Origin of the sequence: Aliidongia sp., from assembly GCF_035943795.1 — a bacterium.
GTDB lineage: Bacteria > Pseudomonadota > Alphaproteobacteria > ATCC43930 > CGMCC-115725 > Aliidongia.
Genome location: NZ_DASZBY010000015.1, coordinates 1 through 12953 on the forward strand (window position 1 = coordinate 1; position 12953 = coordinate 12953).

The following is a 12953-nucleotide window of genomic DNA, read 5'->3' on the forward strand; positions in this document are numbered from 1 at the left end:
ATTGCGCATGCCATCGGCGATGGCTTTACCAAGATCCTGCGCCGCTTGGGCGTATGCTGCCTTTGCCCAGTATGCCATGCCGCGGTCGTTCAGAATCGAGGTATTGTCCGGATCATTGGCGAGGGCCTTGTCCGCCATCTCGATCGTGCTGCTGTAATCTTCGTCGGCGTGAGCCCTATCGCGTAACGCGCCATAGGCTTTGGCGCGTAGCCGGTATATCGACGGGTCCGTCTGCCCTCCTTTTTCAATGGCCCGAGTGTAATCCTCGACTGCGCTTTTGTTGTCGCCTTTGAAGTGATAGGCCGTGCCTCGATTGATGAGGCTCGAGATGATACGGGGGTCTTTTTCCAGGACTCTGTCGAAATCCGAAATGGCGCCGTCGAAATCCGATTTGTGCAGACGGACTCTTCCGCGGCCATTCCGGTCATCAATGTTGTCGGGATCGATTTGTATCGCCCGATCGTAATTGGTCAGCGATTGATCAAAGTCGGCGGTCTCTTCGTAGATTGCGGCCAACTCGCCAACCAGACTGTGCGTATTCGGTGCCAGTCGTAAGGCTTCTTGAATATCGGATAGCGCGTGGTCGTATTGTTTCAACGTCCTGAATAACGCGCCTCGTACCGAAAGGATTCGGAGATCGTGTGGCTCGATTTTATCGGCATGGTTGAGGTCGTCCAGCGCCAGCCCGTATTGTTTCGACATGTAAAAGCTGTCGGCGCGGTCTTTCAGAAGAAAGATGTTGTCGGGTTGGGCGGTGAGAGCGAGATTATAGTCCTTGATGGCAGATTCATATCTGCCGAGAAAGTACAGGGAAACGCCGCGTCCCTGATGGGCGGAGAAATCGTTGGGATCGAGTCTCAGAACCGCATCGAAATCCGCGAGCGCGGCTTCATGTTTTCCTTGCTGCTGATGAACTGATCCGCGGCCGTCAAGTGCTTCGACAAATGCGGGATCAAGGCGCAGCGCCGCATCGAAATTCTGGACGGCCCGATCCGGGAGCCCTCTTTCAAGATAGATCTGCCCCAGAAGAGCGTACGCATCCGTGCTTTTGGCATCCAATGCGATGGCGTGTTCGGCGTCGCCCTGTGCGGCGACGCCTTGATCTTTCATATACAGCGCCAAGGCGCGAACCGCGTAAGCGTCTGCTTGATTGGCGTTCAGGGCAATCGCTCGGCTCGCATCGGCGATCGCGCTGTCAAAGTCGCCCTGCTGGTGATGGCGCAGTCCGCGCTGAGCCCAGGCCTCCGCGTTGTTCGGGTCAATCAGCAGAAGCTGATCGAGCGCCACCAGATCTCGGATATTCCCGTTCGCATCCACCGGATGGTTCGGTGTGACGGCGGGTTGCTGCGTTGCGCAGGCTGAGAGGGACAGCGCCATAACCCCGGCAAGGATGGCGTCGCGAAAGGGTGGAGGCATGGGCTGCTCAAGGTCCGGATGGGATCAGGATTCACGCCATGCGCGTTACCACGCCAGCTATTCCCTTACAAGCTGATCCGGGGAGATGGAGCCATCGGCCTGTCAAGACGCGGCCCTGCTATAACGGATTCTCGTCCATCTTTTCCGTTTTCAGCATCAGCGGGGGCGTGCCGCCATAGCCGTAGCAGTCGTGGAGAACCGCCAGGATGGCATGGGCGATGGCCGTCGCATCGTATTTCTCCAGCCCGTAGAAGCGACGGAAATTCACGACCTTTCCGGGTGGTTCGAAACCGGCGTCGACCAGTTTCTGTCGCCGGGTGGGGGTCAGAATCGGCGTGAGCAGGTCGCCCACAGCGTCGACCGAAGCCGCCTCACAATAGATCGCGTTTTCCTGGAGGGCGGGTTTACATTGCACGTAGGGGATGCCGGCGGCGAAGATCGCCCAGACGTGAACGCCTTGCCGTTTTTCTTTCAGCCGCTCGATCTGGAGCGTGATCGCAGCGCGATAGCGCTGGTCGAGATCGATCTCGCCTTCGGACGGCGCGCCGGGCGTCGTGGCCTGCGATTCCCCGTGGTTTGATGTGTCGATCTTGTCGACCATTTCACAGCCGGATGCGACGTCCTGAGCAAAACCCCAGTGGGGCGCGGCAATCGAACCGCCTCGGTCATGCCTGGCCATGATGCGACGATGACAAGGCCGCGCCGGCAGCCAATTTGCCAGCACCCGGATGTTGCCGGCATCGGCATCATAGATCCGGGTCAGTACGGCCAGAATGATGCTTGCCAGATTGTCGGGCGGTGTTGACCGGGGGAACAGCCGAACGAAATTGCCGATGGTCGAATCCGGCTCGAAGCCCCGCGCGATCAGCATTTCCTGGCGGTCTGCCGTCAGTACGTTGCGCAACCAGGGCTGAGCTTCGGGGCCGGCAGCCTCGCACCGCCAGTTCGACGTATCAGCCCGGTTGAGGCACTGTACGTACAGCGTGTTGTCGCTGACCGTCAGGATACCATCCCGATTTTCCCGGTTCGGCAACAGGACCGCAGCGGCGCCTCGGGTGATGGCGGCCAGGGCAGCATCTTGCGCCATTGCCCCATTCGAGGCGCCGGCGAGGAAGAACATACCGAGGAAAAATGCGCGAGAGCGACGGAGCATGAACCGTTCCCGTATCAAAATCGGTCCAAACCGTACTCTGTATGTTCTTTTCAGTCCAGGTCATTTTCACGCTGACGTTGTCTGTGCGTTACGCTTTTCCCGATTTAGAAGTTTTCGACTCCGGGGATATGCACGTGGATGCCGGTCTGGCGAACCGCATCGCGGACCGCGTCGGCGTTCCGTCCCTGGGCGGTGAAATTTTCGGAGGCATTGCCCGGATAGACGTCGGGCGCCGGCCGGTCGAGCTTGAAGCCGTCGGCGGCGACGGTGCCGAAACCCCAGGGCGCCGCTTCGCAGGTCAGCGTGTGCTTCTCCGGCTCGCCGCCGGCGATCGGCAGAAGATACGTCAGGTCGGTCCGGCGCACGGGGCTGATCACGGTCAGGTCGTACTTCACCACATCGGGTTTGACGGCCTCGTCCCGATAGCGATCCCCCAACTGATAGGCGCACAGCCAGACGTCGGTCGACAGCGTCTGGCTGACGGTGGAGCAGCCGGCGGAGGCCAGGCAGGCGATGATCGGCAGCAGGACGGAAGGACGCATGAACGAGGCTCCGGGGGCAGGCGAATGAGTTTGCCCCGAAGCTTTACCAGAACTCGCTGCGTCGAAACGCAAATTCCTTGAGTTTCACCGTTCGCGAAAACGATCGCCGTTGGCGACCAAGGCGGCGCCCAGCGCGGCCGCGGGGCCGTGCAGCCGCTGGCTGGCGCCGACCACGACGAATTCCGTCTCGCCCAATTCCGGCAGGCCGGCCGAGGCCGGCAGCTCGCTCAAACCATCGACGGCGAGATTCTTCGACTGGGCCATGATGCCGAGCCCGGCGAGTGCTGCCGCCCGCAAGCCGCTGAGCGACCCGCTGGTGCAGGCGATGCGCCAGGATCGGCCCGCACGCTCCAGCGCCCCGATCGCGGCACTGCGCGTGATGCTGGGCGGCGCGAACAGAATGAGCGGCAGGGGGCGGTCCGGATCGGGACGCCACGGATCGGCGCCCGCCCACACCAGACGCTCGCGCCAGACCAACTCGCCACGCGGATCGCCGGGCCGGCGTTTTGCGATCAGCAGGTCGAGTTCGCCGGCATCGAGCTTCTCGTAAAGCTGGCCGCTGAGGCCGACGGTCAACTCCAGATCGACCGAAGGATGGCGCCGTCGAAATTCGCGCAACACCTCCGGCAGGCGCGACAGCACGAAGTCCTCCGACGCACCGAACCGCAGCCGGCCGCGTAGTTCCGTGCCGGTGAAATAGCGCTGGGCGCGCTCGTTCGCCTCGAGGATGCCGCGGGCGAAATCGACCATCGCGTCGCCGTCGACCGTGAGGGCGACCGAATGGGTGTCGCGCTGGAACAGGCGGCGGCCGGTTTCCGCCTCCAACTTGCGGATATGCTGGCTGACGGTCGATTGCTGCAGGCCCAGCTGCCGTCCAGCCGCGGTGAAACCCTTCGCACGGGCCACGGCGAGGAAGCTGGTGAGGAGAATGGGGTCGTACATTGCCGCATCTCATTATCACATAACACGATGACAGTAAGTTTATCGGACGGACTTCACAATAAGCGACCGCGGGACGATCTTGGACCGATCCACTTCGGAGACCGTGCCATGTCCGCTCTTCTTGCCCGCCTGCGCCTCGACCCATTCACGCTCGCCCTCCTGACGGTCGTCGCAACGGCGTCGCTGCTGCCCGTCCGTGGGGCCGGCGCGCAGGTCCTGGGCATCGTCACGGACATCGCCATCGGCGTGATGTTCTTCCTCTATGGCGCGCGGCTGCCGCGTGAGGCGGTCGTCTCGGGCCTGACCCATTGGCGCCTGCACGTTCTGGTGCTGGTCAGCACTTTCGTGCTGTTCCCGGTGCTGGCCCTGGGGGCGAGCGTACTGGTGCCGCATTTCCTGTCGCGTGATCTCTATGTCGGCATCGTCTATCTGGCGGTGCTGCCGTCGACCGTCCAATCCTCCATCGCCTTCACCTCGATCGCGCGCGGCAATGTCGCGGCGGCGATCTGCAGCGCGTCGGCGTCGAACCTGATCGGCATGGTGCTGACGCCGGTGATGGTCGGATTGCTGCTGAGCGCGCATGGCGGCGGGCTGTCGCTGCACGCGATCGAATCGATCGCGGCGCAATTGTTCCTGCCGTTCGTGGCCGGCCAGCTGCTGCGTCCCTGGCTCGGCCGCTGGGCCGAGCGCAACAGGAAGCTGCTGAGCTATACCGATCGCGGCTCGATCCTGCTGGTCGTCTATGGCGCCTTCAGCGAGGCGGTGGTCGGCGGCATCTGGCACCAGCTGCCGGTGACCGACCTGCTGGTGATGGTGGCACTCGACGGGGTGCTGCTGGCGCTGGTGCTCACGGTGACGACCCTGGTCAGCCGTGCGCTCGGCTTCTCGAAGGAAGATGAGATCACCATCGTGTTCTGCGGCTCGAAGAAGAGCCTGGCGAGCGGCGTGCCGATGGCGAACGTGCTGTTCGCCGGCCAGGCGATCGGCGTCATCGTGCTGCCGCTGATGCTGTTCCATCAGATCCAGCTGATGGCCTGCGCAGCACTGGCCCGGCGCTATGCGGCGCGGGTCCAGACACCGGCAAACGAGTCAAAGCAGCCGGCGTTGGCCGCCTAATCCACGAAGAAGTCTGGAATCAGCGGTCGGCCCGGCTGGGTCGCGTACTGGTCGAGGTCGGTGACGCCGGCCTCGGCCAGCACCTCGTCGTCGATCAGGAACTTGCCGGTCTGCTCGCGCGACGGGCGGGTCAGGATGGCGTAGGCCGCGTCTGCCATGATCTCGGGCTTGCGCGTGCAGGAATGGTCGAGCCCGGGGATCATCTTCAGGGCCGCGGTCAGGATGACGGTACGCGGCCACAGCGCGTTGACCGCGATACCCTCGTCGCGGAACTCCTCGGCCATGCCCAGCACGCACAGGCTCATGCCGTATTTCGCGATCGAATAGGCGACGTGGTTCTTGAACCAGCGCGGCTCGAGGCTCAAGGGCGGCGATAGGGTCAGCACGTGCGGATTGGCGGACTTCTTCAGGAACGGCAGGCAGGCACGCGTCGTCATGAAGGTGCCGCGCGTGTTGATGCCCATCATCAGGTCGAAGCGCTTCGGATCGGTCTCGAGCGTGCCGGTCAGGTTGATGGCGCTGGCGTTGTTGATGCAGATGTCGATGCCGCCGAATGTCTCGGCCGTCTTGGCGACGGCGGCCGCAACCGCCGCCTCGTCGCGGATGTCGACCTGCAGCGGCAGCGCCTTGCCGCCCGCTGCCTCGATCTCGGCGGCGGAACTATAGATCGTACCGGGCAGCTTCGGGTTGGGATCGGCGGTCTTGGCCGCGATCGCGATGTTGGCGCCGTCGCGCGCGGCCTTGAGCGCGATGGCGAGGCCGATGCCGCGGCTGCCGCCGGTGATGAACAGGGTCTTGCCCTTGAGCGATGACATGATGCCGGTCTCCCCTTACTTGCCGACGAAGTTCGGCTTGCGCTTCTCGACGAAGGCGGTGACGCCTTCTTGGAAATCGGGACCGGAGGCGCAGAGCGCGAAGCTCTCGGCCTCGGCCTGGAGTTGGGTCTCCAGCGTGCTGTTCAGAGATTGCTGCAGCAAGCGCTTCGTGCCGGCATAGGCGAGGCCCGGGCCGGCGGCCAGGCGCTGGGCCAGCTTCGTGGTGGCGGCGGCGAGTTCTGCGGCCGGCACGATGCGGTTGACGAAGCCCAGGCGCTCGGCCGTGGCCGCATCGAACCGGTCGCCCAGCAATGCTATCTCCATCGCCTTCTTCATGCCGACGATGCGCGGCAGGCCGTAGGTCGACCCGCCGTCCGGACTGGTGCCGATCAGGATATAGGCGAGTGTGTAATAGCTGTCGTCGGACGCGACGGCCAGATCGCAGGCCATCAGCAGGCTCATGCCGAAGCCTGCGACCGCGCCGTGGACCTGGGCCACGACCGGCTTCGGCATGCGGCGCAGCGCGGTCACGACCGGATGGATCTTGTGCACGGTCTGCTCGAAGGTCGATCGTTTGTCTTCCTGCGGCATGCCCATCGACTGGGCGAACATCTTGACGTCGCCGCCGGCCATGAACGCCGGGCCATTGCTGTTGAGGATCACGACCTTGATCGCCGGATCATGCTCGACCTTGGGCAGGATCCGGTTCAGATCTTCGATCATGGCGCCGTTCAGCGAATTATAGGCTTCCGGTCGGTTGAACGTGACGGTCGCGATCGGGCCGTCGATGGTCAGCAATACGGCTTCGGACATAGTTTTCTCCCTTGGGATGTTTCACCCGCCGTCATTCCCGCGCAGGCGGGAATCCAGCGAGAGCCGCGTCTGCGGCGACATGGGTCCTGATGTTTCCGCGCTGCCGCGCGCAAGTGCTGGAGTCCCGCCTGCGCGGGAATGACGGATGAAGAAACCTCCTCAATGAATGGTCGGCCGTTCGACCGCCGCATGGGGTGCCGCGGTCAGGTCGCGTTCGGCGTCGAGCCAGGATCGGATGCCGTCGGGCAGGGGCGGCGAGGGGAAGGGATAGCCGATCGCCGCCAGCATCTCGGTCATGGGCAGCGCCCGGGATCCGTCGATGACGATCGCCTTCGAATAGGCGATGGCGCAGGCCTGGCCGTCGACCACGAACTGCTGCTCGATGAACACCCATTTCTCGTCCCAGCCGAGGATGCGGGTGACGATGTCGTAGCGCTGGAACGGCGTCAGGGGCCGGCGATAGCGGATGGTGACGCTGCCCAGCACCGCGCTCCAGCGGCGTTTCAGCATGATCCGGCCGAAGCCCGAGCGCAGGATGAGGTCGAGCCGACCCAGATCCATGATCGTCAGATAGCGGCCGTTGTTCATGTGGATGTTGATGTCGAGATCGTTCGGCCAGACCCGGAACGATACGATCGACCGGCCGAGCGGATCGATCTTGGGCCCGACGAGCCCCAGGATCAGCACGCGCAACAGTCGGAAGACGAGATTCATGCGCCGGGCCTCAGATGCCGAGAGGCGGAAGGGCCCTCACCCCTCCTGCTGCCTGTGGGACAGGGAGGAGTGAGGGGGCCGCAAGTAGACCCTGTCAGAACGCCGCGTCTTCCATTTCCATGAGCGGCTTGGCGCCGGCCATGATCGCGGCCGCGTGGGCGTTGGTCTGCGGCAGGATGCGGGTGATGAAGAACCGCGCCGTCGCGACCTTGCCGCGATAGAACAGCCCGTCGTCGCCATCGACCTTGGGCAGCGAGACCTCGACCATGCGGGTCCAGAGATAGCCGATCGCGACCAGCGCGAAGAAGCGCAGATACTCGGTCGCGGCTGCTCCCGCTTCGTCCGGGTTCGACATGCCCTTCTGGGCGATCAGCCCGGTGACCTGCTGCAGGCGGGCGAAGGCCTTGGCGACCGGCAGGATGAATTCCTGCAGTTCGGGCTTCACCGACGCTTCCTTGATGTAGGCGTCGACCGGATGGAAGAACCGGCGCAGCAGGCGGCCCATGTGCATCGGCATCTTGCGGCCGACCAGGTCGAGCGCCTGAATGCCGTTGGTGCCTTCGTAGATCTGTGCGATACGGGCGTCGCGGACCAGCTGTTCCATACCCCATTCGCGGATGTAGCCGTGGCCTCCCAGCACCTGCATGCCGATGTTGCAGGTCTCCGAGCCCATGTCGCTCAGGAACGACTTGATGATCGGGGTGATCAGCGACACCAGATCGTCGGCTGCCTCGCGCTCCGCCGGGTCCGGATGGTGGCGGGACCTGTCGATCTCCTTGCCGATCCAGATCGCGAGCGCCCGGCCGCCTTCCACCTGGCTCTTCATGGTCAGCAGCATCCGGCGCACGTCCGGATGGACCAGGATCGGATCGGCCGGCTTGTCCGGATATTTGGTGCCGGTCAAAGCGCGGCCCTGTACGCGCTCCTGGGCGTAGAGCCGGGCCGATTGGTACGAGGTCTCCGCCACGCCCAGGCCCTGGATGCCGACGCCCAGGCGCGCGGTGTTCATCATGGTGAACATCGACTTGAGGCCCTTGTGGGCCTCGCCGCACAGCCAGCCCGTCGCCTCGTCGAAATTCATGACGCAGGTCGAAGACGCCTTGATGCCCATCTTGTGCTCGATCGAGCCGCAGGCGAGGCTGTTGCGCTTCGGCCCGCCGTCGCCCTCCAGGTATTTCGGCACGATGAACAGGCTGATGCCGCGCACGCCCGGGGGCGCGTCGGGCAGCTTGGCCAGCACCAGGTGGATGATGTTGTCGGTCAGGTCGTGTTCGCCGGCCGAGATGAAGATCTTGGTGCCGGTGATCTTGTAGCTGCCGTCCTCGGCCGGGACCGCCTTGGTGCGGATCAGGCCCAGGTCGGTGCCGCAATGGGGCTCGGTCAGGTTCATGGTGCCGGCCCATTCGCCCGACGCCATCTTGGGCAGGTACTTCTGCTTCAGCGCGTCCGAGCCATGGGCGGCGATCGCGTTGTAGGCGCCGCCGGTCAGGCCCGGATACATGCCGAACGCCATGTTCGCCGAGCAGATCATTTCCTCGACCAGAAAGCTCAGCACGTGGGGCAGGCCCTGGCCGCCGTATTCCGGATGGGCGGACAGCGCGGTCCAGCCGCCTGCGCGGAACGCATCGTAGGCCTCCTTGAAGCCCTTGGGCGTGCGCACGACGCCGTTCTCGAACGTACAGCCCTCTTCGTCGCCGGAGCGGTTGATCGGGAACAGCACGTCCTCGCAGATCTTCGCCGCCTCTTCGAGCACGGCATCGAAGATCTCCGGCGTCGCGTCTTCGAGGCCGGGCCAGGTGCTGACCTCCTCGACGCCGAACAGTTCATGCAGCACGAATTTATAGTCGCGCAGTGGGGCCTTGTAGGTCGCCATCTCGCTGCTCCTCAGTTCCGAAGCGGCTTGCCGGTGGTGAGCATGTGCTCGATCCGCGCCAGCGTGCCGGGGGTCTTGATCAGGGTCATGAACGCTTCGCGCTCGAGCTCGGTCAGGCGGTCCTCGTCGATCTCGTCGACCATGTCCGTGTCGCCGCCGGCGAGCACATGGGCGAGAGCGGCCGAGACTACGACATCGTGCTTGGTGGCCTTGCCCTGGCGTCGGAAGTCGGCGACCGCCAGGTTGAAGCCGGCCTCGGCCGTGGAGCCGGGCAGTCGGATCTTCTGCATCTCCGGCGCCTGGTAGCCTTCGGCGAGCGCCAGCACCTTGGCCTTGGCGTCGGCCAGCAGCCGGTCGGCATTCATGGTGATGCCATCGGTGGGCCTGAGGATGCCCAACTCCTTCGCCTGTTCGGCCGAGCGCGAGACCTTGGCGGTCGAGATCGTCTCGAACACCTGGACCAGGGGCGGCATCGGGCCGCCCGGCCGCTTCTTGTTGGCGGTGGCGCGCAGCACCAGTTCCTTGCAGCCGCCCCAGCCGGGAATGACGCCGACGCCGACCTCGACCAGGCCGATATAGAGTTCGGCATGGGCCTGGACCGCGTCGGAATGCAGGCAGATCTCGCAGCCGCCGCCCAGCGCCATGTTCTTCGGTGCCGCCACGACCGGGAAGGGCGCGAACTTCAGCGCCTTGTAGGTCGCCTGGCCGCTGGCGATGCTCTCTTCGATGGTCGGCCACATCGCGATGTTCGCGGCGAAGATGGCGAGGCCCAGGTTGGCGCCGACCGAGAAGTTCGAGCCCTCGTTATAGATCACCAGGCCCTTCATGCCCTTGCCGACGATGCCGATCGACTTCTGGACCATGCCCATGATCTCGGGATCGATCGAATTCATCTTGCTGGTGAATTCGAGGCAGGCGACGCCGTCGCCGATGTCCCAGAGGGCGGCCGACCCGTTCTTGGCGAGCGGCTTCGTCGCCCGCTTGATGTCTTCCAGCAGCAGCACGCCCGCCGGCCGCACGACCGGGCGGTACTCGCCGCCGACGGTCAGGAATTCCAGCTTGCCGTCCTGGACCCGATAGAAGCTCTTGCCCTTGGCCCTTTCCAGCAACGCCGGAACAGGCTGGTTGGCGGCCTTCAGCGCCGCGATGATATTGTCGACGCCGATCCGGTCGATCAGCTCGAACGGGCCGAATTTCCAATTGTAGCCAAGCTTCATGCCGGCATCGAGTTCGGCGACCGTCTCGCAGATCTCGGGCACCAGCGAGGCGGCATAGGCGAGCGTGGCGCCGATCGCCGCCCGGGCGAAGGCGCCGCCGCGGTCGGCATGGCCCAGCACTTCGGCCGGATGTTTCAAGCCGGCGCTTTCCAGCTCGACCTTGATCTGCGGGCGATACTCGCCGGTCTTGAAGTCGATCGCTTCCTTGCGCTTGCCGGCTTCGCGGTTGATCCGATAGAAGCCGCCCTTGCCCTTGCGGCCGGTATAGCCCTCTTCGATCAGGCGCTTGAACAGGGCGGGCGCGCGGTAGATCGCCTGGTACGGATCATCCTTCGGCAGCGTCGTCTGCAACGACTTCGACACATGCGGCATCAGGTCGAGGCCGACCAGATCGATCAGGCCGAAGATGCCGGTCTTGGGGATGCCGAACGGCTTGCCCATGACGGCGTCGGCTTCCTCGACGGTCAGGCCCAGGTCCATCGCGGCATTGACCGAGGCCTGGATCCAGAAGGTGCCGATGCGGTTGGCGATGAAGCCCGGCGTGTCCTTGCAATGGACGATGCCCTTGCCCAGCTTCTCGTCACCGAAGGCCTCGACGGTCTTGACCGCGTCGGCCCGCGTCTCGGGACCGGCGACCAGTTCCAAGAGCCGCATGTAGCGCGGCGGATTGAAGAAATGCGTCACCAGGAAATCCTTGGCGAAGCGCTCCGGCAGGCCCTGGGTCAGGATCTTCAGCGGGATGGTGGACGTGTTGGACGACACGATCGAGCCGTCCTTGCGCACGGCCTCGACCTTGGCATAGAGGTCGCGCTTGACCTGCGGGTCCTCCAGAACGGCCTCGATGATGAGGTCGCAGTCCTTCAGCAGGTCGAGGTTGTCCTCGAGGTTGCCGGTGGTGACCAGCTTGGCGTTGCGCGGATGCATGAAGGCGGCGGGATCCGCCTTCAGCAGTTTCTGGACCGCACCTTCGGCGATGGCGTTGCGGTTCGACGCCCCCTTCGGAACGATGTCGAGCAGCACCACGGGGATGCCGGCATTGGCGATATGGGCAGCGATGCCGCTGCCCATGACGCCTGCGCCGAGAACGGCGGCTTTCTGGATGGACATGGAGATCCCCTTCGCTCTATCCGGCCTTAGACGGCTTCGAGGATGGTGGCGATGCCCTGACCGCCGCCGATGCACTGGGTGGCGAGCGCATAGCGCTTGCCCTCGCGCTTCAGGAGCGAGGCCGCCTTGCCGGTGATGCGGGCGCCGGTGGCGCCCAGCGGATGGCCGAGGGCGATGGCGCCGCCGTCGAGATTGACCTTCGAGAGATCGATGTCCAGGTCGCGGATGCAGCCCAAGGACTGGGACGAGAACGCTTCGTTCAGCTCGATGATGTCGATGTCGGCGATCTTGAGGCCGGCGCGGGCCAGCGCCTTCTTGGTCGCTGCCACCGGGCCGATGCCCATGATCTCTGGATCGCAGCCGGCAACCGCGACCGACTTGATGCGAGCCAGGATCTCCAGCCCGTGGGTCTTGGCATATTCCTCGGTGCAGACCAGCGTGGCCGAGGCACCATCGGTCAGCGGCGAGGAGGTGCCGGCAGTGACCGTGCCCTTCTCGTCGAATGCGGGCTTCAGGCCGGCCAGCGACTCGGCGGTCGTCTCGGCCCTAATGCAGCCGTCCTTGCTGACGAGGCCGTTCGGACCCTTGATCGCGACGATCTCGGCTTCGAGCTTGCCCGCAGCCTGGGCGGCGGCGGCCTTCTTGTGGCTTTCGACCGCGAAGGCTTCCTGCTCGGCGCGGCTGATGCCATAGCGGCTCGCCACGTTCTCGGCGGTAACGCCCATCGACATGTAGGCGCCCGGATAGACCTTGGCCAATTCGGCGTTCGGCATCGGGTTGAAGCCCATCATCGGCACGCGCGTCATGCTCTCGACGCCGGCGCAGATGAACGCATCGCCCGCACCCAACTGGATGGCGCCCGCGGCCATGTGGATCGACTGCATCGACGAGCCGCAGAAGCGGTTGACGGTCGTGCCGGCGACCGAGAGCGGCAGCTTGGCCAGAAAGCCGATCAGACGGGCGACGTTGAAGCCCTGCTCACCTTCGGGAAAGGCACAGCCGACGATCAGGTCTTCCAGCGTCGAGGGATCGACCTTGGTGCGCTCGACGAGCGCGGCTACGACCTGGGCGGCCAGGTCGTCCGGGCGCACGCGGGTCAACTCGCCCTTCTTGGCGAAATGGAAGGGGGACCGGGCGTAGCCCGCGATCACGACGGATTTCATGATGTCGGCAGCTCCTCTGGATTTTCTGTCCGGCGCTTGTCGGTGCCGGATGTGCGTTGGTTGATGGTCGTGACGAGCAGGG

11 protein-coding genes are annotated in these 12953 nt (G+C 64.5%); 1 reads left to right on the top strand and 10 read right to left on the bottom strand.

Annotated features, from left to right (window positions below; all coding sequences use genetic code 11):
* The 4 genes from VGV37_RS02380 to VGV37_RS02395 all read right to left on the bottom strand — a co-directional run.
* The coding region (locus VGV37_RS02380; protein WP_326878004.1) for a tetratricopeptide repeat protein at positions 1 to 1416 on the bottom strand (1416 nt) is incomplete at its 3' end.
* A gap of 118 nt (positions 1417 to 1534) precedes the next feature.
* Positions 1535 to 2536, bottom strand: a complete 1002-nt coding sequence (locus tag VGV37_RS02385; protein ID WP_326878005.1) for a TY-Chap domain-containing protein — start codon at positions 2534 to 2536, stop codon at positions 1535 to 1537.
* A 137-nt stretch (positions 2537 to 2673) separates the two neighbouring features.
* A complete protein-coding gene (locus tag VGV37_RS02390) occupies positions 2674 to 3111 on the bottom strand; it encodes a hypothetical protein (RefSeq protein ID WP_326878006.1) in 438 nt (145 codons plus the stop codon).
* A gap of 84 nt (positions 3112 to 3195) precedes the next feature.
* Positions 3196 to 4053: a LysR substrate-binding domain-containing protein gene (locus tag VGV37_RS02395; RefSeq protein ID WP_326878007.1), complete on the bottom strand. Its 858-nt coding sequence runs from the start codon at positions 4051 to 4053 to the stop codon at positions 3196 to 3198.
* 108 nt (positions 4054 to 4161) lie between these two features.
* Here VGV37_RS02395 and VGV37_RS02400 point away from each other — a divergent pair, with 108 nt between their 5' ends.
* Positions 4162 to 5169: a bile acid:sodium symporter family protein gene (locus VGV37_RS02400; protein WP_326878008.1), complete on the top strand. Its 1008-nt coding sequence runs from the start codon at positions 4162 to 4164 to the stop codon at positions 5167 to 5169.
* Here VGV37_RS02400 and VGV37_RS02405 read toward each other — a convergent pair.
* From VGV37_RS02405 to VGV37_RS02430, 6 genes are all read right to left on the bottom strand, one after another.
* Positions 5166 to 5984, bottom strand: coding sequence for an NAD(P)-dependent oxidoreductase (locus VGV37_RS02405; RefSeq protein ID WP_326878009.1), 819 nt, complete (start codon positions 5982 to 5984; stop codon positions 5166 to 5168). The two genes, VGV37_RS02400 and VGV37_RS02405, sit on opposite strands and share 4 nt — an antisense overlap.
* A gap of 15 nt (positions 5985 to 5999) precedes the next feature.
* Positions 6000 to 6797: an enoyl-CoA hydratase gene (locus VGV37_RS02410; protein WP_326878010.1), complete on the bottom strand. Its 798-nt coding sequence runs from the start codon at positions 6795 to 6797 to the stop codon at positions 6000 to 6002.
* Between the two features lie 159 nt (positions 6798 to 6956).
* Entirely contained in the window at positions 6957 to 7511 is a 555-nt protein-coding gene (locus tag VGV37_RS02415) for a thioesterase family protein (protein ID WP_326878011.1), read from the bottom strand.
* Positions 7512 to 7605: 94 nt separating this feature from the next.
* Positions 7606 to 9384 carry an acyl-CoA dehydrogenase C-terminal domain-containing protein gene (locus VGV37_RS02420; RefSeq protein WP_326878012.1) on the bottom strand — a complete coding sequence of 593 codons (1779 nt, stop codon included), beginning with the start codon at positions 9382 to 9384 and terminating at the stop codon, positions 7606 to 7608.
* Between the two features lie 11 nt (positions 9385 to 9395).
* Entirely contained in the window at positions 9396 to 11708 is a 2313-nt protein-coding gene (locus VGV37_RS02425; RefSeq protein WP_326878013.1) for a 3-hydroxyacyl-CoA dehydrogenase/enoyl-CoA hydratase family protein, read from the bottom strand.
* Between the two features lie 26 nt (positions 11709 to 11734).
* Entirely contained in the window at positions 11735 to 12871 is a 1137-nt protein-coding gene (locus tag VGV37_RS02430; RefSeq protein WP_326878014.1) for a thiolase family protein, read from the bottom strand.
* Positions 12872 to 12953: the final 82 nt, after the last annotated feature.